This window comes from Polaromonas sp. (assembly GCF_030689685.1).
GTDB lineage: Bacteria > Pseudomonadota > Gammaproteobacteria > Burkholderiales > Burkholderiaceae_C > Polaromonas.
This window is the reverse complement of record NZ_JAUYEY010000090.1, coordinates 1-19,446: the sequence shown is the minus strand read 5'-3', so window position 1 is coordinate 19,446 and position 19,446 is coordinate 1. Positions and strand designations below refer to the sequence as shown.

The 19,446-nt window shown below is 61.1% G+C and carries 21 protein-coding genes and 1 pseudogene; 8 read left to right on the top strand and 14 right to left on the bottom strand.

What is annotated here, in order from left to right; translation table 11 throughout:
- Positions 1–30: 30 nt before the first annotated feature.
- Together Q8O29_RS18870 and proC are read left to right on the top strand one after the other, a co-directional pair.
- Positions 31–1,227: an esterase-like activity of phytase family protein gene (locus tag Q8O29_RS18870; protein WP_305565635.1), complete on the top strand. Its 1,197-nt coding sequence runs from the start codon at positions 31–33 to the stop codon at positions 1,225–1,227.
- Between the two features lie 8 nt (positions 1,228–1,235).
- A complete protein-coding gene (gene proC / locus Q8O29_RS18865) occupies positions 1,236–2,078 on the top strand; it encodes a pyrroline-5-carboxylate reductase (protein ID WP_305565633.1) in 843 nt (280 codons plus the stop codon).
- Positions 2,079–2,160: 82 nt separating this feature from the next.
- Here the strand turns inward: proC and ubiA are convergent, their stop codons facing one another.
- The 5 genes from ubiA to Q8O29_RS18840 all read right to left on the bottom strand — a co-directional run bounded on the left by ubiA (position 2,161) and on the right by Q8O29_RS18840 (position 5,387).
- A complete protein-coding gene (ubiA, locus tag Q8O29_RS18860) occupies positions 2,161–3,024 on the bottom strand; it encodes a 4-hydroxybenzoate octaprenyltransferase (RefSeq protein WP_305565630.1) in 864 nt (287 codons plus the stop codon).
- A gap of 28 nt (positions 3,025–3,052) precedes the next feature.
- Positions 3,053–3,547 (bottom strand): Dps family protein, encoded by a 495-nt coding sequence (locus Q8O29_RS18855; protein WP_305565628.1) that lies wholly within the window; start codon positions 3,545–3,547, stop codon positions 3,053–3,055.
- 135 nt (positions 3,548–3,682) lie between these two features.
- Positions 3,683–4,666 carry a LysR substrate-binding domain-containing protein gene (locus Q8O29_RS18850; RefSeq protein ID WP_305565626.1) on the bottom strand — a complete coding sequence of 328 codons (984 nt, stop codon included), beginning with the start codon at positions 4,664–4,666 and terminating at the stop codon, positions 3,683–3,685.
- 18 nt (positions 4,667–4,684) lie between these two features.
- Positions 4,685–5,020, bottom strand: a complete 336-nt coding sequence (locus tag Q8O29_RS18845; protein ID WP_305565624.1) for a DNA-binding transcriptional regulator — start codon at positions 5,018–5,020, stop codon at positions 4,685–4,687.
- The gene (locus tag Q8O29_RS18840) at positions 5,010–5,387 is read right to left on the bottom strand and encodes a type II toxin-antitoxin system RelE/ParE family toxin (RefSeq protein ID WP_305565622.1); all 378 of its coding nucleotides are present in this window, start codon (positions 5,385–5,387) and stop codon (positions 5,010–5,012) included. Before Q8O29_RS18840 ends, Q8O29_RS18845 begins: the two co-directional genes overlap by 11 nt.
- Positions 5,388–5,748: 361 nt before the next feature.
- On the opposite strand from Q8O29_RS18840, the gene Q8O29_RS18835 reads away from it, so the two are divergent.
- On the top strand, positions 5,749–6,144 hold the full coding sequence (locus Q8O29_RS18835; protein ID WP_305565621.1) for a hypothetical protein: 396 nt from the start codon (positions 5,749–5,751) through the stop codon (positions 6,142–6,144).
- A 329-nt stretch (positions 6,145–6,473) separates the two neighbouring features.
- Here the strand turns inward: Q8O29_RS18835 and Q8O29_RS18830 are convergent, their stop codons facing one another.
- Both Q8O29_RS18830 and recG read right to left on the bottom strand, forming a co-directional pair.
- Positions 6,474–6,977, bottom strand: a complete 504-nt coding sequence (locus Q8O29_RS18830; RefSeq protein WP_305565619.1) for a hypothetical protein — start codon at positions 6,975–6,977, stop codon at positions 6,474–6,476.
- Between the two features lie 140 nt (positions 6,978–7,117).
- A complete protein-coding gene (gene recG, locus Q8O29_RS18825) occupies positions 7,118–9,256 on the bottom strand; it encodes an ATP-dependent DNA helicase RecG (protein ID WP_305565617.1) in 2,139 nt (712 codons plus the stop codon).
- Between the two features lie 17 nt (positions 9,257–9,273).
- Here recG and queA point away from each other — a divergent pair, with 17 nt between their 5' ends.
- Positions 9,274–10,395, top strand: a complete 1,122-nt coding sequence (queA, locus tag Q8O29_RS18820; protein WP_305565615.1) for a tRNA preQ1(34) S-adenosylmethionine ribosyltransferase-isomerase QueA — start codon at positions 9,274–9,276, stop codon at positions 10,393–10,395.
- 36 nt (positions 10,396–10,431) lie between these two features.
- Here the strand turns inward: queA and Q8O29_RS18815 are convergent, their stop codons facing one another.
- Positions 10,432–10,818 (bottom strand): type II toxin-antitoxin system VapC family toxin, encoded by a 387-nt coding sequence (locus Q8O29_RS18815; RefSeq protein WP_305565613.1) that lies wholly within the window; start codon positions 10,816–10,818, stop codon positions 10,432–10,434.
- Entirely contained in the window at positions 10,815–11,039 is a 225-nt protein-coding gene (locus tag Q8O29_RS18810) for an AbrB/MazE/SpoVT family DNA-binding domain-containing protein (RefSeq protein ID WP_305565611.1), read from the bottom strand. Before Q8O29_RS18810 ends, Q8O29_RS18815 begins: the two co-directional genes overlap by 4 nt.
- A gap of 111 nt (positions 11,040–11,150) precedes the next feature.
- Here Q8O29_RS18810 and tgt point away from each other — a divergent pair, with 111 nt between their 5' ends.
- The 4 genes from tgt to Q8O29_RS18790 all read left to right on the top strand — a co-directional run bounded on the left by tgt (position 11,151) and on the right by Q8O29_RS18790 (position 14,105).
- Positions 11,151–12,284 (top strand): tRNA guanosine(34) transglycosylase Tgt, encoded by a 1,134-nt coding sequence (gene tgt, locus Q8O29_RS18805; protein ID WP_305565609.1) that lies wholly within the window; start codon positions 11,151–11,153, stop codon positions 12,282–12,284.
- Between the two features lie 133 nt (positions 12,285–12,417).
- The gene (locus tag Q8O29_RS18800) at positions 12,418–12,648 is read left to right on the top strand and encodes an antitoxin (RefSeq protein WP_305565607.1); all 231 of its coding nucleotides are present in this window, start codon (positions 12,418–12,420) and stop codon (positions 12,646–12,648) included.
- A complete protein-coding gene (locus Q8O29_RS18795; protein ID WP_305565605.1) occupies positions 12,648–13,067 on the top strand; it encodes a type II toxin-antitoxin system VapC family toxin in 420 nt (139 codons plus the stop codon). The genes Q8O29_RS18800 and Q8O29_RS18795 overlap by 1 nt, the downstream gene beginning before the upstream one ends.
- A gap of 36 nt (positions 13,068–13,103) precedes the next feature.
- The gene (locus Q8O29_RS18790; RefSeq protein ID WP_305565603.1) at positions 13,104–14,105 is read left to right on the top strand and encodes an aldo/keto reductase; all 1,002 of its coding nucleotides are present in this window, start codon (positions 13,104–13,106) and stop codon (positions 14,103–14,105) included.
- Positions 14,106–14,238: 133 nt separating this feature from the next.
- Here the strand turns inward: Q8O29_RS18790 and Q8O29_RS18785 are convergent, their stop codons facing one another.
- The 5 genes and pseudogenes from Q8O29_RS18785 to Q8O29_RS18765 form a co-directional block, all read right to left on the bottom strand.
- Positions 14,239–15,585 carry a hypothetical protein gene (locus tag Q8O29_RS18785; protein WP_305565601.1) on the bottom strand — a complete coding sequence of 449 codons (1,347 nt, stop codon included), beginning with the start codon at positions 15,583–15,585 and terminating at the stop codon, positions 14,239–14,241.
- Positions 15,586–15,721: 136 nt separating this feature from the next.
- A complete protein-coding gene (locus tag Q8O29_RS18780) occupies positions 15,722–16,804 on the bottom strand; it encodes a zinc ribbon domain-containing protein (RefSeq protein ID WP_305565599.1) in 1,083 nt (360 codons plus the stop codon).
- Positions 16,805–16,831: 27 nt separating this feature from the next.
- Entirely contained in the window at positions 16,832–18,115 is a 1,284-nt protein-coding gene (locus tag Q8O29_RS18775) for an FIST N-terminal domain-containing protein (protein WP_305565597.1), read from the bottom strand.
- Between the two features lie 72 nt (positions 18,116–18,187).
- Positions 18,188–19,042 carry a PhaM family polyhydroxyalkanoate granule multifunctional regulatory protein gene (locus Q8O29_RS18770; RefSeq protein WP_305565595.1) on the bottom strand — a complete coding sequence of 285 codons (855 nt, stop codon included), beginning with the start codon at positions 19,040–19,042 and terminating at the stop codon, positions 18,188–18,190.
- A gap of 264 nt (positions 19,043–19,306) precedes the next feature.
- Positions 19,307–19,446 (bottom strand): annotated as a pseudogene (locus tag Q8O29_RS18765) (IS6 family transposase); the annotation flags it as partial.

Here is a 19,446-nt window from a genome sequence, read left to right as displayed (position 1 = left end):
GCGGTCCGTTTTGAACGCTAGACTCGCACCATGTCCTGCCCCGCCCCGCCAGCGATCTCCCCTGAACTGACCCGGCGTCAAGTGCTGGCTTGCGGCGCAGCGGCTGCGCTGGGGGTTGCGGGCTGGTCGCGCCCGCCGCCGGCTCATGCCTCTGCAACGACCGCCTTCAGCCGGCTGCGACTGATCGGCGAGGCCCGCCTGCCGCACCGGCTCCAGTTTCAGGGCACGACCGTGGGGGGCTTGTCGGGCATTGACTACGACCCCGTGAGCGGCCTGTATTACCTGATCAGCGACGACGGCTCGCACTTCAACCCGGCGCGGTTTTACACAGCGCGCATCGCTCTGCAAGCCAACCGGCTGGGCGCGCCAGAACTGACAGCCGTGACCACCCTGCGCCAGGCCGACGGCAGCGCATATCCATCGGCGCTACAGGGCATTCAGGTGCCCGACCCCGAGGCGATTCGCTGGCGCGCTTCCAGCCAGACCTTGCTATGGACCAGCGAGGGCCATGCCCTGACAGGGGCCGCGCCGGCGCTGCGCGAAAGCCGCGCCGACGGCTCGCTGGTACGCGAATTTTCCCTGCCAGCCATGTTTGACTTTCAGCTCACCCAGGGGCCGCGCATCAATCTGACACTGGAGGGGCTGGCCCTGAGCCCGGATGGCAGCCGCGCCTGGGTCGCCATGGAAGGCGCCTTGCGCCAGGACGGTCCCCTGCCCAGCGTGCAGGCACCGGGCGGGCCCTGCCGCTTCACCGAAATTGATCTGGCCAGCGGCAAAGTGCTGCGGCAAATCGCTTACGTACCCGACGCCATCCCGCGCGCAGCGCTGCCCCCCGCCACCCATGCCGACAACGGCGTGACAGAAATTTTGATGCTCGATGCCCACCGCCTGCTGGTGCTGGAGCGCGCCTACATGGCGGGGCATGGGCCTGACAGCGCCAACTCGCTGCGCCTGTACCTGATTGACACACGGGGCGGCTCGGATACCTTGAACCTGCCCGCCCTGCAGCCCGGCAATCACCAGCCGGTGGCCAAGGTGCTGCTCGCCGACTTTTCAGCCTTTACCGGTGCAGGCCCCGGCCCCCGGCTGGACCGCCTGGACAACACCGAGGGCATGTGCTGGGGCCCGCGGCTTGCCAACGGCAACCGCAGCCTGCACTTCATCAGCGACGACAATTTCGGTCCGCGCCAGATCACGCAGTGGCTGGCCTTTGAATTTTTTGATTGAGCACACGCATGACTTCCGTACCCGCAAGCAGTCCCTCTGCCGACAATATCGCCTTCATAGGCGGCGGCAACATGGCCAGCGCCATCATTGGCGGCCTGTTGAAACAAGGGCTGCCGGCCAGCCAGATCCAGATCGTCGAACCCTGGGCCGAACAACGCAGCAAGCTGGAGGCTGACTTCGGCATCACCGCGCAAGCGGCACCCGGTGCCGGCCTGGCTGCAGCCGCTCTGGTGGTCTGGGCCGTCAAGCCGCAGACTTTCCGGCAAGCCGCGCAGCAGGCTGGTAGCTACACCCGCCAGGCCCTGCACATGAGCGTGGCGGCCGGTATCCGATCAAGCAGCATGGCGGCGTGGCTGGGCACGCAGCGCATCGTGCGCGCCATGCCCAACACCCCGGCTTTGGTAGGCCAGGGCATGACCGCCCTCTTCGCCCGTGCGGCGGTCAGCGCCGCAGACCGGCTGGCGGTTGAGCGTGTGATCCAGCCCACCGGCGAGCTGCTGTGGCTGGATCAGGAGTCACAACTCGACGCCGTCACCGCCCTGTCGGGCTCGGGCCCGGCCTATGTTTTTTACTTCCTCGAAGCCATGGTGCAGGCCGGCAGCGCCATGGGCCTGAGCCGTGAGCAGGCGCACCAGCTGGCGGTGCAGACTTTTGTGGGCGCCTCAGCGCTGGCAAAAGCATCCAGCGAGCCGCCTGAAACCCTGCGCGAACGTGTGACATCCAAAGGCGGCACCACCTATGCCGCCCTGACAGCGATGGAGCAGTCCGGCGTCAAGCAGCATTTCATGCAAGCCATACAGGCAGCAAACCAGCGCGCCGCAGAACTCGGTGATGAATACGGCTCAGCCTGAGAATTTATATAAAAATAGGCTGCAGCCCTTATGCCTCCTACGCAAGTAGCTATGTTTTTAATAGCAACTTGAAAACACTCCGTCAACGCCCCACCAGCGCATACGACAGCGCAATGCCGGCAAACAGCGTGAAACCCAGCCAGTGGTTCAGGCGAAAAGCCTTGAAGCAGCCATCGCGCTCCCGCTTGCGGATCAGCCAGCCATGCCACACCGCCTGCGCCAGGGCTACGCCAATCGCTATGAAATAGATAGCTGCTTGCGCAATATCCTTAAGGGCCCAGGCCCAGATTGACAGGTAGATCAGGTAGCTGGCCAAAACCGCCGCCACATCAAAACGCCCCAGCGTGATGGCCGAGGTTTTCATGCCGATCTTCAGATCGTCGTCGCGGTCCACCATGGCATATTCGGTGTCATAGGCAATCACCCAGAACAGGTTGCCCAGCAACAGCAACCAGGCCAGCGTCGGCACGCGCGACTGCACGGCGGCAAAAGCCATCGGAATGCCAAAGCTGAAGGCCACGCCCAGCACCGCCTGCGGCATGGACACAAAGCGCTTGGCATAGGGATAAATCAGCGCAATCGCCAGCGCCGCGAAAGACCAGGAGGTGGCAGCCATGTTGGTGGTCAGCACCAGGCCAAAGGCCAGCAGCGCCAGCACCGCACCCAGCAGCAAGGCCTCTTTGACGGAAACCGCGCCGCGCGTCACCGGCCGTTGGGCCGTGCGTTTGACGTGGCGGTCAAAGTCGCGGTCGGCCACATCGTTGAGGCAGCAACCGGCGCTGCGCATGAGGATGGTGCCCAGCGTAAAAACCGCGATCAGATGCCAACCGGGGAAGCCGTGCGCCGCCACCCACAGCGCCGACAGCGTGGGCCATAACAACAGCAGCCAGCCGGCCGGGCGGTCCCAACGGATCAGTTGCAGGTAGAGGGTGAGTTTGTTTTTCAAACCGCCATGGTAGCGGCTGTTCGGAAATTCAATCTTCCAGCAAAGAGCGCAGCATCCACGCCGTCTGCTCATGCACCGTCAGACGCTGCGTCAGCAAATCGGCAGTCGGCTCGTCGCCCGCCTTGTCTGCCACCGGAAACAGGCTGCGCGCGGTGCGCGCCACCGCCTCATGGCCCTGCACCAGAATGCGCACCATCTCCAGCGCCTTGGGCGGCATCGTCGGCGCATCGGGTACCGAGGCCAGCTTGCTGAACTGTGCGTACGATCCCGGCGCCGGGTGCCCCAGCGAGCGGATGCGTTCTGCCACCGGGTCCACCGCCGTCCACAGCTCGGTGTACTGCGTCATGAACATGGCGTGCAGCGTGTTGAACATCGGCCCGGTCACGTTCCAGTGAAAGTTGTGCGTCGTCAGGTACAGCGTGTAGGTGTCGGCCAGCAGGCGGCTCAAGCCCTGGGCAATCGCAGCGCGGTCTTTTTCACCGATGCCGATGTTGATAGTGGGCTTAGATGGAGTTTTGGCCATGATTTCTCAAAAAAGTTAAGTGGGAAATTTCACAAAGAGATCAGGAGATCAAGAGTGAGAAAAGATTTTTGCATATTTTCTTTCTTTGTTTTACCTCCTTTAACTCTTTGATCTCCTTGTGAAAATCACCCGCATTCAAGACAGTCGTGTCACCCCAGGCAATTCACAGGCGTAAATCGCGTTGCGCAGCGCGGCAATCGCTTCATACCGCGTGAAGCTGCGGCGCCAGGCCAGCACCACCCGGCGCGTCGGCACATAGCCTTCAAACGGCAGGTATTTGATATAGGACGGCAACTGCGGGGCTGATTTGCTCTTGGACTTGACCCCAGGTTTGGTCGTTGCGGCAAGCAGAAAGGCCTCTTTGGGGACACTCAAACGCGGCACCAGTGTTACCCCCATGCCGGCGGCCACCATGTGTTTGATGGTCTCCAGCGACGAGCCCTCAAAACTCTTGCTGATGCCCTCGGCGTTGCTGGAAAACCGCGCGAACTCGGGGCAGACCTCCAGCACATGGTCACGAAAACAGTGGCCGTTGCCCAGCAGCAGCATGGTTTCTTTTTTCAGCTCTTCGGCGGTGATGTTGTTGCGCGCCGCCAGCGGGTGGGTGCTGGGCACGGCCGCCATGAAAGGCTCGTCATACAACGGCGCAATCGCCAGATTGGCGTCGGGAAAAGGCTCGGCCAGAATCGCGCAATCGATCTCCCCGGTGCGCAGGGAATCGATCAGCTTCACTGTGAAGTTTTCCTGCAAAATCAGCGGCATTTGCGGCGTCTGCGCAATCACCTGGCGCACCAGATCGGGCAGCAGATAGGGACCAATGGTGTAGATGATGCCCAGCCGCAAGGGGCCCGCCAGCGGGTCTTTGCCGCGCTTGGCAATATCGCGGATGCTTTCGGCCTGCTCCAGCACACTTTGCGCCTGGCGCACAATCTCTTCGCCCAGCGGCGTCACCGTGATTTCGTTGGCGTTGCGCTCAAACAGCTTGACCTGCAGTTCTTCTTCGAGTTTCTTGATGGCCACGCTCAGGGTCGGCTGCGAGACGTGGCAGGCTTCTGCGCCTTTGCCGAAGTGCTTTTCCCTGGCGACGGCTACGATGTATTTGAGTTCGGTGAGCGTCATGGGGTGATTGTCTGCTTCTCAAGCAACGATGGATTCCAGGCCCTTTTTGTCAATGAGCTGAAGCAGTTTGGCCGCTGCGCCACTGGGGTGTTTGCCTGAACTCGGTGACTCCCACTTTTGAACGGCTGAAACGCTCACGTTCAAGATGGACGCCAGCACCGATTGGCTGACCTTTGCCCTTCCTACTCGAATGGCCGTGACCTTTTCGGCGGTGTATTCGGGTGGACTCTGGCAGATGAGCTTCATTTTGGCCATGTCTTGCTTGGAGATAAGTGCGTGCCCTTGCAGTGCCTGCGCCATCTCCATCATCTCGTCCAGAACGCGGTTCTTTTCAGTTGGTTTTTTATCTGCCATTACAAATCTCCTTCAGAATTTCAGCCGCAAGCAGTTCATCAAGTTTTTGAGCGTCTGCAGCCTGCAGTCCAGACGCGATGATTTTCGTGGCATCCACTTCCTTGTCCGAAAAATCAGACCCCGGCTGGCTCTTCTCACGCCCGGCCAGAAAGAAAATGGCATCTTTGTGCTTCTTGGCCACCAGGGTACGGGTCGATCCACTTTTTCCCCGTCCGGGCACCGCCACGCGCTTCTTGCACACCCCGCCACCCAAATCCGCTTCAAACAGACCCCGCTCTATCTCGCTGGCGGCCTGGCAAAGCAGTAGATCGCTCACCACCTTGCGTGCCCAACGGTCAAAGGTCTTGGTTTTGAAGACACGTTTCATTGGCAAATTTTAGTCGCTTATAGCACCTGGTGCAATAGCTGCTGAGAATGGATGTCTGAATTGGCGCAGACAAGGAATGGGCTCGCGATTGTCTGAACGGGAGAGTGCTAGCGGCGAATTTGGACTCTGACCACAAAACTCCGCAGACAGCGGGGTAGCCTTCTCTTTGCTTACTTTCTCTTGGCGACGCAAGAGAAAGTGAGTCGGCTGCCGGGCCGAGACCCGGCTTGATCGTTACATATCAAGGGCTGAAACAAACAAGCCGTCGACGAGATAGTCCGGCAATAATGACCGTTGACTCGCCCTCCAAGTGAGTTAACGTTTCTTTCAGTCGTTGGTATCTCAATCAAGGAAGAAGAGTATGAATCTTCAAGAAATCGCTCAACAGTATCGTGGGACAACCCTGCCAAAGTTGGTTGAAAAACAAATTAAATCAATGGATGAAAGCACGCTGCTGCAAGCTATACGGGGCACGTACGAACACTTCCCAATCGAATTTCGTCCGCAGGTGGATGCTTATACGCTGGCCTACTCTCAGAAGTGGTTTGGTCCACATATCCTTACGACGGACTTGAGTGCCATATTCAGCGACACCATTCAAGACATAAAAGGTATGGCGACAGAGGCTGGCGTGCCTCTGAATGACGAACAAGAATTCGACATGTTCAATCTCATTGTTATGAGGCTCTCGTTTTTTGCTCACTCTAAACCAGATTTACGCAAAATGCTGGGTGTAAAAAAGGGATGGTTTTCATGAGCCCCTCGCATCGCAATCACGTGAGACAAGCTCAAAACGGTGAATCTTTCTCTCGAACAGTAGCCATTACAACTCAAGCCTTCAAAAACTCAGCCTCCCTCCCCCCCCCAGCCACCGAAAATATGCCGGTTCGCCAATTCGGCATGCTTGTCCAGCAGCACCGGCGCCAGCGCCCGCGCCCAAGCCAGCAACTCCGCATCCGTTGCAAGATCAGCAAAGCGTAGCAGCGGCGCCCCGGACTGCCGCACAGACCCTTGTTTTCAGCAACGCGCTGAACAGTGAAACGGCAGCCGCAACCAGCCGAACGCGACATCTTCCGATGCCTACGCCTATGCCAGCTTTTGGTCCTCGCGCTTGGCTTGTTTCATTGCCTCAGGTTCGAGCTCCTCGGCAAACCGGTTAAGCCGGATGAACACACCCCAGCCTACAAGCAAAAAACTGAGGGAAATCAGGATGCTTGCCGCGTAAAGGGCCTGCGACGGATCATCGTCCAGGACTGTGAACGTCGCGACCAGCCCCTTTATCGCCAGCGCAACCACAATCACCACCAGGAAGCGCGACAAATATCGGCGCACGCGCGTCGGAGCGCTGACATTCACTTCGCGGATAACCTCTTCCTCCACAATGGTCTGTGCAATCTGGAGTGCGACAGCGGCCACAGCGATCAACCCAATCGCTTCGATAATTAGTTGTGCGGCCGCGCTGTCCAGGCCCATGGCAACAGCATTCCAGCCGGTCCGTGCGGCTATTGCGACAATTAAAACAGACGCGCAGGCGAAAAGAACTGCGATCAGTACATGGAGATAGGTGAAAAGCCGCATCAGAATCTTCATGTCCGCATAGTAGCAGCGCCGGATGCTGACGCGCATCTATCACTGGGCCGCAAGGAGCTGGCCTGCAAGAGGTAATTTGACACAGCGCTTCCTGTTTGTGAGTTGCCTCGGACAAATCAGCGTTCTGTGGAATCACCGACTCAAGCCTTCAAAAACTCAGCCTTCCCCCCCAGCCACCGCAAGATATGCCGGTGGGCGAGCTCGGCATGTTTGTCCAGCATGACTGGCGCCAGCGACCGCGCCCAAGCCAGCAGCGCAGTATCCGTCGCGAGGTCGGCAAAGCGCAGCAGCGGCGCACCCGACTGCCGCGCTCCCAGAAACTCACCCGGTCCGCGAATCTCCAGATCACGCCGCGCGATCTCGAAGCCGTCCTGCGTCTCTGCCATGGCCTTGAGGCGGGCGCGCGCGGTTTCACCGAGGCGCGGGGCTTCGCCGGTGGAATAGAGCAAGACGCAGGCTGACGCCGCCGCGCCGCGCCCGACCCGGCCACGCAACTGATGCAACTGGCTGAGCCCGAAACGCTCGGCGTGTTCGATCACCATCAGTGAGGCGTTGGACACGTCAACGCCGACCTCGATCACCGTGGTGCTGACCAGCACGCCAAGTTGGCCGCTGGTGAACAGGCTCATCACCGCCTTTTTTTCAGCCGTCGGCATGCGCGAATGCAAAAGCCCGACTTGCGTGCCCGGCAGCGCTGCTGTCAAGGCTTCGTGTGTTTGCGTCGCGTTGGTCAGGTCGATGGCTTCGCTTTCTTCGATCAGCGGGCAGACCCAATAGACCTGCCGACCCTGCGCGATTTGCCCGCGAATACGCTCAACCACCTCGTCGCGCCGTGCTTCGGCGACCACTTTGGTCACGATGGGTGTGCGTCCCGGCGGCAGCTCGTCAATCGTTGAAACATCCAGATCGGCGTAATAACTCATGGCCAGGGTACGCGGGATCGGCGTGGCGGTCATCATCAGCAGATGCGGTTCTTCCCCGCCCTGCGTCATCTTGCTACGCAGGGCCAGCCGCTGCGCCACGCCGAAGCGGTGCTGCTCGTCGATGATGGCCAGCGCCAGGTTTTTGAAAATCACCTTGTCCTGGATCACCGCGTGGGTGCCGACGACCAGACCGGCCGCGCCGCTTTCAATCATGGCCAGTGCCTCGCGCCGCTCTTTCGCCTTCTGGCTGCCGGTCAGCCAGGCGGTCTGAATACCCAGCGGCTCCAGCCAGCCGATCAGCTTGCGAAAGTGCTGCTCGGCCAGGATTTCGGTGGGCGCCATCAGCGCACACTGCCAGCCCGCATCCATGCAGCGCGCGGCGGCCAGTGCAGCCACCACGGTCTTGCCTGACCCAACGTCGCCCTGCAGCAGCCGGTGCATGGGCAGATTTTTCTTCAAGTCAGCGTCGATCTCGGCACCGACACGCTGCTGCGCCGCCGTCAGGCGAAAGGGCAGCCGCTCCAGCAACTGATCGTGCAGCGTGCATTGCGTGCCGCGCATCAGCGGCGCCGCCAGCGCCGGCGCCCGCATGGCGGCACGCACACGGCGCGCCTGTAGCTGCGACAGTTGTTGGGCCAAAAGCTCCTCGGCTTTGAGCCGCTGCCAGGCCGGGTGGCTGCGGTCTTCCAGCGTGGCCAGCAGCACATCGGGTGTCGGTTGGTGCAAAAATGATAGCGCCTCACGCATACTGGACAAGGGCTGAGGCAAGTTTTTGCTTGAAATTTTCTCAGGCAGGGTCTCCGTCAGGTCGGCCCGGGCCAGCCCGCTAAGCACCGCCTTGCGCAGGTAGGCCTGCGGCAGACCGGCTACCGTGGGGTACACGGGCGTCAGCGCGGTCGCCAGCTCGCCGCCAGCGGCGCGAAAAGCCGGGTGCACCATCTCGCGCCCCACAAAACCGCCGCGCAATTCGCCGCGCACGCGCACGCGCGCGCCCACGCTCAGGGTTTTTTGGTGCGAAGGGTAAAAGTTGATGAAACGCAGCACACAGGTGTCGCTGCCGTCGTCCAGCGTCACGCGCAACTGGCGGCGCGGGCGAAAAGTCACCTCGCTGTGCGTCACCTGGCCCTCGATCTGCACCATGTCGCCGTCGCGCGCATCCGCCAGCCGGGTGATGCGGGTTTCGTCCTCGTAGCGCAGCGGCAGGTGCAGCGCCAGATCAATGTCGCGGCGCAGGCCGAGTTTTTCGAGCGCTTTCTGCGGCTGCGATTTGGACGCCGACCCGGGCGCGCTGCCCGCGCCTGCCGCAGCCGGCGGCGCCTTTCTGGGAGAACCAAGGGGGTCAGAGCGAGACGCCATGGGACAATTGTGCCTCCATGAAGACACATTTCAGCCTCAGTGATTTTGATTTCACACTCCCCGACGAACTGATCGCCCAGCACCCGACCGCCGAGCGCAGCGCCTCGCGCCTGTTGGACGGCCGCAGTGCCACACCGGTGGACCGGCGTTTCACGGAACTGCCGGACCTGCTGCAGCCAGGCGACCTGCTGGTGCTCAACGACACCCAAGTCGTCAAGGCCCGTCTGTTCGGGCAAAAAAACAGCGGCGGCAGGCTGGAGCTGCTGATCGAGCGGGTGTTGTCCCCGTCGCCGGATGCCGGCCATGAAGTGGCCGCCCACATGAAGGTCAGCAAAAAGCCGCTGCCAGGCGCCGTTTTGCAGATGGACGGCGGCTTCAAGGCCACGCTGCTGGGCCGCTGGCCGAACGAGGACGGCCCGCTGTACCGCTTTGCGCTCAGCAGCGACCCGTATGCGCTGATGCAAAGCCATGGCCATGTGCCGCTGCCGCCCTACATCACGCACAGCGACTCGGCCGACGACGAGCGCCGCTACCAGACCGTGTTTGCAAAAAATCCCGGCGCAGTCGCTGCGCCGACCGCTGCGCTGCATTTCGACGAGACCGTTCTTGCGCAACTTGAGGCGCGCGGCGTGCAGCGCGCCAGCGTCACCTTGCACATCGGAGCGGGCACCTTCCAGCCGGTGAAAACCGAAAACATCGCCGAACATGTGATGCATTTCGAGCGTTTTGAAGTGCCGCCGGCGACGCTACAGGCGATCAGCGAGTGCAAGGCGCGCGGTGGCCGCGTGGTGGCCATCGGCACCACCAGCGTGCGCGCACTGGAGTCGGCCGCAAAGTTTGGCCCCGAGTGCAAAGACACCAATATCTTCATCACCCCGGGCTTTGACTTTCAGATGGTGGACCTGCTGCTGACCAACTTCCATTTACCCAAAAGCACGCTGATGATGCTGGTCAGCGCCTTTGCCGGATACGACCCCATCATGGCGCTGTACCGCCACGCGATTGCGCAGCGTTACCGCTTTTTCAGTTACGGCGACGCGATGCTGCTGCAGCGCAAACCGCTGCGCATCAAATCTGCCGCTGAGTACTGCGGTCTTTCAACTGGACTGTCCAGCACCGGCGTGCCATCCGACGGCTAGCGCTTTTGGCGCGCGTCGGCAGCGCCACACGGCGGTTCAGGGCAATCGCGGCGGCTTGGTGAAAAAACGGACGCCGTCCAGGCCGTCATAGTCGCTGTCTTGAGTCCAGAAAGTGGCCCCATACTCCACCGCCATGCTGTACATGGCCGAATCTGCCAGTGCCAGGCGGTGTTGCCGCGACACCTTGGACGCTGCCACGGCCCGTGAATCAGTGAAATCCAGCACACGGCCCAAACGCATCACGTCCAAACAACGATCAACCAGGTCAAGCGGCAAGCTACGGCTCAAAACTTTATGCACTTCAAACAGGGCGATGGTGGGCACCAGCAGGTGCTCGCGCTGCTCAATCACGGGTTTGAACACGGGCCCATTGGCACCGGCCTGAAAAAACTCGATCCAGCCAGACGAATCAACCACGTTCATTCAAAAGTCCGATCCGCTTCTTTTTCAGGCTCGATGTCGCCCAGGTCATAGCCTTTGAGCATGCCGTAGTACGCACTCATGGGCAGTTCGGGTTTAATCACCAGTTCCCGTCCGCGAACTTCAAACTGGATATGTGAACCGGGCGTGATGCCTAGTTGGGCGCGCATAGCGGCGGGCAGAGTGACTTGCCCTTTGCTGGAAACAATTGCATCGGCGTGCATGGTGTCCTCTCTATCTAAAAGTAAAGAAAATCTAGTCGCTTGAAGCAACGAATAAGTAAAGCATAACTTAATACCAAGCGCCATACAATCCACGGCAACTTCAAGACTTTCATGCTGACATTTCAAGTTTTAGCCAAAGACGCCGCCACCCACGCCCGCCGCGGCACATTGACCCTGAACCACGGGGTGGTGCAAACACCCATCTTCATGCCGGTGGGCACCTACGGCACGGTCAAAGGTGTGATGCCGCAGTCACTGATTGACATGGGCGCGCAAATCATTCTGGGCAACACCTTTCACCTGTGGATGCGCCCCGGGCTGGACGTGATGCAGCAGTTCGGTGGCCTGCACAAGTTTGAAAGCTGGCACAAACCGATACTCACCGACAGTGGCGGCTTTCAGGTCTGGTCGCTCGGTGCGATGCGCAAGATTTCCGAAGAGGGCGTGAAGTTTGCCTCGCCCGTCAACGGCGACAAGTTGTTTCTGACGCCCGAGATCTCGATGCAGATCCAGACCATTTTGAACAGCGACATCGTGATGCAGTTCGATGAATGCACGCCTTACGACACCCAGGGCCACATCACGACCGAAGCCGAGGCCCGTATTTCGATGGAACTGAGTCTGCGCTGGGCCAAGCGTTGTGTTGACGAATTCACGAACCTTGCAAATCCGAACGCGCTGTTTGGCATTGTGCAGGGCGGCATGTTTGAAAACCTGCGCCAGGAGTCACTCGACGCGCTGGCTGAGCTGGACCTGCCCGGTTATGCAGTTGGCGGCGTCAGTGTGGGCGAACCCAAAGAAGAGATGCTGCGCATCATGGCGCACACGCCGCACCGCCTGCCGGCCCACAAGCCGCGCTACCTGATGGGTGTCGGCACACCGGAAGACCTGGTCGAAGGCGTGGGCGCCGGGGTCGATATGTTCGACTGCGTGATGCCAACCCGCAACGCGCGCAACGGCCATATGTTCACGCGCTTCGGCGATCTGAAAATCCGCAACGCGCGCTACAAGACCGAAGACCAGCCGGTGGACACCACCTGCAACTGCTACACCTGCAAAAATTTCAGCCGTGCCTACATGCACCACCTGGACCGCTGCGGTGAAATGCTGGGCCCCATGCTCAGCAGCATCCACAACCTGCACTACTACCTGAACCTGATGCAGGAGGTGCGCGATGCGCTGGATGCCGGAAAATTTGGCGCCTTTGTGCTGCAGTTCCGGCAGGACCGGCAGCGCGGCGTTTAATTTGTCAAATTAACCTTGCAAATCATGGAGTGAACCTCCCGAATTGCAAGGTTGTTGCTCACCTCAGTCTTGAGTTGGCCCATGCATCCAATTGGTATATACTTGACGTATATACTTTTTTTGAGAAACAACCATGACTTACGCTCGCGTGTTCCAGTCCGGCAACAGCCAAGCCGTGCGCCTGCCCAAGGAATTCAGGTTCAATGTCGATCAGGTCGAAATTTTTCGGCGCGGGGACGAAATTGTGTTGCGCGAAGCGCCCACCAGCGCCGCCGTCGTGTTTGATTTGCTGGCCAGCATGCCGTCTGACTTCATGGCGCAAGGCCGGGATGACGCGCCGCCCCAGGATCGCGAGACTTTTTGATGGCCACCAACGCCCCCATCCGGCACATGCTGGACACCAATATCTGCATTTATATCGCCAAGGGTCACCCGCAGGCAGTGCGGGAGCGCTTTGACCGGCATACCTCGCACGAGCTGACCATGTCCACCGTCACGCTGGGCGAGCTGCGCTTTGGCGCAGAAAAAAGCCAGGCGCGTGACCGCGCAATGGCCACCATTGAGCAACTGGCAAGCGCCATTCAGGTCTGTGCGCTACCTGTAACGGCGGCTGAACATTACGGTCAAATCCGCGCCACGCTGCAAAAGCAGGGGCAGACCATTGGCAACAACGATCTGTGGCTGGCGGCACACGCACGGGCAGAGGGCTGGATTTTGGTCACCAACAACACCCGCGAGTTTGACCGGGTACCAGGCTTGCAAGTGCAAAACTGGGTTGCGTAAATCACACTGTTTCTAACCCCCTGAAAGGGAAACCCCATGCAATACCGCCGCCTCGGAAACAGCAACCTGAAAGTGTCTGCCCTGTGCCTGGGCACCATGATGTTCGGCCAGCAGACGCCGGACGATGAAGCGGCGCGCATCGTTGCCTCTGCGAAAGCGCAGGGCATCAACTTCATCGACACCGCCGATGTGTACAACGAAGGCCGGTCCGAAGCCGTGCTGGGCAAAATCCTGGCCGGTCAGCGGCCCGACTGGGTGCTGGCCAGCAAGCTTGGCAACAAGGTGGGCGAGGGTATCAACCACGGCCACTATTCGCGGCAGTGGTTGCTCTCGCAGACCGACGCCATCTTGAAGCGGCTGGGTACCGATTACCTGGACATTCTGTATCTGCACCGCGACTACCCCGATGAAAACTACGACGAGGCAGTGCGTGCCATTGGTGACCTGATTCGCGCCGGCAAAATCCGCAGCTTTGGGTTATCGAATTTTCGCGGTTGGCGCATTGCAGAAATCATGCGCATCTGCGAGAACACCGGCGTGCCGCAACCCGTGGTCTGCCAGCCTTATTACAACCTGCTCAATCGCGGCCCTGAGGTCGAAATTCTTCCGGCCTGCGGCCACTATGGCCTGGGCGTGGTGTCTTACAGCCCACTGGCGCGCGGCGTGCTGACCGGCAAATACCGGCCAGGCCAGCCGCCCGCTGAAGGCACGCGCGCGGGCAGCGGCGACAAGCGCATTCTGGAAACCGAGTTTCGCGAAGAGTCGCTGCTGATTGCGCAGCAGATCAAGCTGCGTTGCGATGCCAAAGGCTGGGTGCCCGGGCAGTTTGCAGCCGCCTGGGTGCTGGCCAACCCGCTGGTCAGCTCGGTGATTGCCGGGCCGCGCCTGCTGTCACACCTTGAAGACCTGTATGGCGCGGTCGATCTGGTGCTGGACGGCGAAGACGAAGTATTTGTCAACGCGCTGGTGGTGCCGGGCCACGCCTCCAGCCACGGCTACAACGACCCGAGTTATCCGTTTTACGGGCGACCGCAATAATGACTTTGCTGCTTAAAAGATAGCAGACCGACCAGACCTGATAACCGCAAAGAAGCGAGCCCTCACCCCACCCCTCTCCCAGAGGGCGAGGGAGACAGAGGGCAACTACGCCCCGCCTTGCTCAACCTTATTTTTATTTCTGGAACAGCACCAGGCGTGACTCGGTCGGCGTCATGCCTTCTTTGCTGGAGGTCATCGAAACTTCATACCGCGTGGTCGGAATCGGGAACTGGGGCGCAAAGCTGAACGAGAAGTTGCCGCCAGCATCGGCCTGGATGCGCTGCGCAAACACGTTCTGGTTCAGGCCGAAGAGGCCGGCAATCGCACCGACGGCGCCTACCTTGACATCAACCAGCGCACCCGGCGCTGTGCGACCGCGCACCACCACAGGGCCGCCTTCCACTGTGGCGTTGTTGGTGTGGCTGGTGATCTGCAGCGGCACCGTCGTCGGTGCGGCAGCCGCCGCAGCCGCCGCCACAACGTCAAAAGTCCAGGTCTGGCGGACCGCATTGCCGACCATGTCCTTGGCGGTCACGTCTGCGGTGTAGCGGCCGGGCGCCAGGTCAGCGCGGTAAGTGAAAAACTGCGGTGTGATCTGCGTTTCTGCGGTCACGTTGCGGCCAGACAGCATGAAGCGCACGCTTTTCGGATCAACGCCCACACCCCCCGCATCGTCAAAGGTACCCGAGACCGAGGTAAAAGCGCCACGCGGAAGGGATTCGCCGTCGCGCGGAGCCATGTTGCGGACCACCGGCGGTTTGGCGTCGGTGATCAGGGGCTGGGTCAGCGTTGAGGTGACCGCCTTGTCGCCAAGACGCAAGGTCGCAACGACGGGCTGCGAGGGCGACAGGTTGTCCAGGCGGCGGATGGTGTAAGCCCCCTCGTAAACGCCGGGCCGGGTTTCGCGCAAGGCGAGGTTGTTGATCACACCCGGAATGTCCACCTCGGCCACACCGCCGGGCGCTCCGTTCAGCGTAAAACGCAACTCCGCGCCCGGTTCGATCTTGTCGACCGGAGCAACCGTGAAGCGGTCAATTTTCAGGCCCACAGCGGCGGCAACCGGGGCAGGCGGCGGGGTGGCCACCGAAGCGTTGGCAATACCTACAGGAAAACTGTAGTTCGCCGCAGCACTGCGGTTACGCACCCGCAACGTCGCGCGGATGGGGCTGTTCTCGGAAATGCGATCCTTGCGCCTGACGGTGTAGCTGCCCTCATAGACACCGCGTTCGGTTTCTTTCAGCACGATGGTGCGCGGAATACCCCGGACAGTAAGACTGACCTGACCACGCGGCGTGCCCTCTACCGTGAAATCGAGTTGCGATCCGGCGCTGAGACCCTCATCGGCACCGACCTGGAGTGATCGCAGCTCAGGCATGGCCGGTTGAGCCAGGGCGACACCCGGAACCGCAAGCAGGACTGTAGCGGCGGGAAGCAGGAAGAAGAAGAAGGCTGCCAGCTGGTTGCGTAGTTGTGTTTTCATGGTTCAAACCGTGTAGTTAGGTTTGACCACTTTGGTCGCAGCGAGTGCGCGCCGATGTAGGTAGAAGGTAGCAGCGGAAGTAGGCCGCCATCGCAACCGTTTAACGGCCCGCGGCAGCGCCCGGCCCGCTTGAGCGCTAGCCGGAAGCTGGCATGCCGACGGGCATCTCCGGCGAGGCTGCGCCCCGATCTCCCCTGGCCCCACACGCATGACAAAACTTGGCAAACGCACTTTTGCGCGCACTGCAAACGTCGCAATGGTCAAACAGGCCAATGCCGCAATGCGGGCAAAAATCAATCGCGGTGTTTTTCAGATCCACCGCGCGTTCACAACCCGGGCAAACACCTTTGGACAGGCGCGTGAGTGCGGTGTCATAGCTGAGCTCTTCACGGCGTTGCGCGTCAGGCAATTGCTCGGCCAGTTTCTGTTTTTCAAGGTAGCGGTTCAGCGACACAATGGCCTGCCGGCCCACCAGCACCGTGATGACAATGCCCACGATGTAACGCACATAACCGCCGTAGCTGGGCAGGTAGGGCACCAGTTCAACAAAAAATGCAAACAGCGCAAACAGGATGAAGCCCCAGACAAAAGGCCAGTAAGTGCCTTTGCGTTTTTTCACAAACAGCCATCCCGCCACCACCAGCAGCGGCAGGGTCAGTGCCAGGCGGTATAAAAACACGCGCAACTCCTGGGCACGTATCGCGCTTAGCAATTTGTCTTGCGCAACACGCTCCAACTCCCCCAGCTTGTCGCGCGTGCGGCTGGCGCCCTGGCTGGCGTCCAGCGACTTTTGCTGCTGCGCCTCCAGGGCCGCCAGCGCCTGCCGCTCGGCCGCCTTGAGCGTGTCGAGCGCGCGGGTGCGTTCGACCAGCTCCGGGTCTTGGTCTGCCCGCTCGGTGGCGCGCCGCGTGGCCAGCCAGTTGCTGAAGGTTTCGCTGGCCGTGCGTGAATTGGCCTGGGCCACTCGGTGCCTGAGCCGGGTCTGCTCCAGCGCTTCCTGTGCCTCACGCCCGGCGCGCTCGTCAGCCTTGAGCCTGTCGCGAAGTTGCGTCGCGGCGGGCTGCTCCATGAAGTCATCGAGGCCCAGGGTTCTTTCCACCTGCGGCAGATCACCCACCACGGTGCCACCCAGGCCGATCAGGAAAGCGGCAAACACCAGCGCCACCAGCCACAGGCCGCGCTGGAACCATTTCTCGGAAAGACGCAAAGCTTTGCTCATGAAACGATCTCGCGAAAATTCAAAAAGCTATTCGGCCGCTGCGGTAAACACCGTCAGCACGCCGGTGTAGCCGTAGAGGTGATGGCGTGCAATCTCGCCGCCGGCAAAAAAACCGACCAAGGGCACGTCGCCCAGCGCGCGCCGCACAATCTGCAGCTCGGCGCTGGGTGCGCCGAAATGCGGACCGCCGCGGCCCGAGCAACTGACATAAATCGCACCGGCAATGCGGCGCGCCGGGTGCGGCGCGGCGTCGGCGTGCAGGCCGCTCAGGGCACTGGCAACTTCCAGCGTGAGTTCTTCGGGCTCCAGCTCTTCGCGGATTTCGGCGCAGACACGCACCAGGTCGGCACGCGCGGCCTCGACGTTGCGCTCGCAGAAAGCCAGCTTCATGCCGACAGCCGGCATGTCGGCAATCGCGATGCCGCTGCGCGCCGGGTCGAGGCCAATGATGTGACGCACCACCACATCGGCACCAAACTGTCCTGGCCGATGGATGCGCCCGACCTGCAGACTGGCATCCACACTGCGCAAGCCGACCAGCGTCGTGCGCACCTTTTCAAGCGCGTCTCGCGGTTGCCCCAGCGATACACCCAGGTCGGCCAGCATCACGTCGAGCGCGCTCTGCCCGTCCAGGGCGGTGACCACGTTGCCGTCGCAAGCGGTGATCTCATGCTCGACGGAGATGGGCTGGCAGCCCTGGGTGACACGCGACATCAGCGCCGCGCCTTGTGCGAAAGCGACACCACTCAGGCCGCCGCTGAATACACCGCCGGCAGCGCCATGGCCCTTGACGTTGCCGTTGCCGCTGAGCGCAAACTGAACCACCTCGCTGCGGCTGGAGGCCAGCCCGCCGAAAACATAAGCGCTGCCGGTGCGCTGGGCCATCTCGTCAATCAGTTCGGCCACGTCGGGCGTGCTGGCATCGGCATGCACCAGCGCGGTATGCGCATTGAAATGGGTGGCGCTGGCCGGTGGCAAGGGCGAGATGCCGGAGAAAACGCGGTACTGGTCACTCGGCAAGCCGCACAGCATGACGGCCAGTGCGGGCTCGTCGAAATACTCGACGTTGTTGGACGCAATGCCTATACCCACGGTGCCGGCCCAGTCGACGATCTCGGGCAATTCGCCGCTCAGAAAATCCAGGATGTCTTGCGCCTGGCCAGCGTAGTGGTCGGTGATGTAAAGCAGCCCCAGGGTCGGTGCGCTGGCATAGGCCGGCAGCCCCATGTGGGCGCGCAACTGGGCCAGCACCAGACCGGCCGCCATGCGCCATTGCGGATGGGTGGCGTGGCCGTAGGGAAAAAGCTTCATGGGGTCCTGGACGAAAAATCAAAAGATCGACGCTGCCGCTTGCGGTGCCCTCACCGTATCATGGCGCGCCTATCAACGCGCCGGTTTTCGGGCGGTTTTACCGGCTGCCGTCTTGCGTGCCGGCGCCTTGACTTCCGGCTTCGCACGCGAGGCGCCCTTTGGAGCGGCCGGCGTGGGCCAGGCCTGGGCGCTGCGCAGCGCCGTGTTCATGGCCGAACGGGCGCCTTGGGCGACGGTCTTGCCGGCCGAATCAGCCATGCCTTTGGCCAGCCCCGTGGCCATGCCGGTCGCGGTTTTCATCGCATCCTTGGCCAGGCCGGTGGCCATGTTTTTGGTGGCGCTCATCGCGGTTTTTTTGGCGGCATCCTGCATGGCCGCGGTGGCGATGGTCTGGAACTGCTGCGTCAGCGCGCCCCACCACTGCATCGGGTCCACCACGCCGGCGGGTGCGGCCGCCTCAGGCATTTTGGCGGCTCTGGTTTTGGGCGCGGGCTTGCCGCCTTTGTCATAACTCGTGGGCGGCACTTCCAGACCCGAAAAAGTCCTGGCCTTGTCGGCAGCCTTCTGCACCCCGCCAGCCACCGTATCGGCCACCTTGAGCTTGAAGGCATTGGCGACATCACCCATGTTGAAGTTCATGCCCCTGAGTGTGGCCAGCGTCATCTTCTGCACCTCCAGCGCCTGGATCGTGGCCTTCAACGCCATGGCATTCTGGTCCAGCCAGAACTGCACCGCCTTGAGCTCCTCAATGCGTTTGTCAAGCTCCTCGACATTGAGCGTGGGTGCCACCCAGTTGCCCAGGTTGGGCAGTTGCGGAATGCTCTGGCTGGCGCTGCCAGCCGCCTGTTTGGCCAGGTTCTGCAAAAAATCAAAGCCGGGGACCAACTTGCCGAACCCGGCAAAAGAGGGGTTGTCTGCTTCGCTCATGGTGTCTCCTTATGGTGTGGAAATGAATCGGCCCGGTGCTGGTCGGTCTCCGAGAAAGGCGGCACCCCCATGGTCTCATTGTGCAGGGTCGCGGCACCACGTCAACCCGTTTTTTTCGGGTTCTGTCGCAATAAGGGAGCGAGGCTGCGGAGAAGTGCGGTGTTGGTCAGCGATCAGATCGCCAGGGTGTAGAGCTGATCGACTGCGGACATGGTTTGGCCACCTGAGCAGTCCAGCGGCCCTTTGCGGATCATGTGCATTGTTTCGATGAACCGTGGCGTGGTCAACAAACACCCCGCGCTCTTGCATGATCTCTTCAATGTGACGCAGACTCAAGGGTAGGCCACATACCAGCGCACGCACGTCAGCATCACTTCCAACGAATAGTGAACCCGTTTGAGAAC

Bases quoted from the DNA above. Each gene is read 5' to 3' on its own strand.
- Q8O29_RS18870 (WP_305565635.1), top strand. From the start codon at position 31: ATGTCCTGCCCCGCCCCGCCAGCGATCTCCCCTGAACTGACCCGGCGT.
- proC (WP_305565633.1), top strand. From the start codon at position 1,236: ATGACTTCCGTACCCGCAAGCAGTCCCTCTGCCGACAATATCGCCTTC.
- Q8O29_RS18855 (WP_305565628.1), bottom strand. From the start codon at position 3,547: ATGGCCAAAACTCCATCTAAGCCCACTATCAACATCGGCATCGGTGAA.
- Q8O29_RS18850 (WP_305565626.1), bottom strand. From the start codon at position 4,666: ATGACGCTCACCGAACTCAAATACATCGTAGCCGTCGCCAGGGAAAAG.
- Q8O29_RS18845 (WP_305565624.1), bottom strand. From the start codon at position 5,020: ATGGCAGATAAAAAACCAACTGAAAAGAACCGCGTTCTGGACGAGATG.
- Q8O29_RS18840 (WP_305565622.1), bottom strand. From the start codon at position 5,387: ATGAAACGTGTCTTCAAAACCAAGACCTTTGACCGTTGGGCACGCAAG.
- Q8O29_RS18835 (WP_305565621.1), top strand. From the start codon at position 5,749: ATGAATCTTCAAGAAATCGCTCAACAGTATCGTGGGACAACCCTGCCA.
- Q8O29_RS18830 (WP_305565619.1), bottom strand. From the start codon at position 6,977: ATGAAGATTCTGATGCGGCTTTTCACCTATCTCCATGTACTGATCGCA.
- recG (WP_305565617.1), bottom strand. From the start codon at position 9,256: ATGGCGTCTCGCTCTGACCCCCTTGGTTCTCCCAGAAAGGCGCCGCCG.
- queA (WP_305565615.1), top strand. From the start codon at position 9,274: ATGAAGACACATTTCAGCCTCAGTGATTTTGATTTCACACTCCCCGAC.
- Q8O29_RS18815 (WP_305565613.1), bottom strand. From the start codon at position 10,818: ATGAACGTGGTTGATTCGTCTGGCTGGATCGAGTTTTTTCAGGCCGGT.
- Q8O29_RS18810 (WP_305565611.1), bottom strand. From the start codon at position 11,039: ATGCACGCCGATGCAATTGTTTCCAGCAAAGGGCAAGTCACTCTGCCC.
- tgt (WP_305565609.1), top strand. From the start codon at position 11,151: ATGCTGACATTTCAAGTTTTAGCCAAAGACGCCGCCACCCACGCCCGC.
- Q8O29_RS18800 (WP_305565607.1), top strand. From the start codon at position 12,418: ATGACTTACGCTCGCGTGTTCCAGTCCGGCAACAGCCAAGCCGTGCGC.
- Q8O29_RS18795 (WP_305565605.1), top strand. From the start codon at position 12,648: ATGGCCACCAACGCCCCCATCCGGCACATGCTGGACACCAATATCTGC.
- Q8O29_RS18790 (WP_305565603.1), top strand. From the start codon at position 13,104: ATGCAATACCGCCGCCTCGGAAACAGCAACCTGAAAGTGTCTGCCCTG.
- Q8O29_RS18785 (WP_305565601.1), bottom strand. From the start codon at position 15,585: ATGAAAACACAACTACGCAACCAGCTGGCAGCCTTCTTCTTCTTCCTG.
- Q8O29_RS18780 (WP_305565599.1), bottom strand. From the start codon at position 16,804: ATGAGCAAAGCTTTGCGTCTTTCCGAGAAATGGTTCCAGCGCGGCCTG.
- Q8O29_RS18775 (WP_305565597.1), bottom strand. From the start codon at position 18,115: ATGAAGCTTTTTCCCTACGGCCACGCCACCCATCCGCAATGGCGCATG.
- Q8O29_RS18770 (WP_305565595.1), bottom strand. From the start codon at position 19,042: ATGAGCGAAGCAGACAACCCCTCTTTTGCCGGGTTCGGCAAGTTGGTC.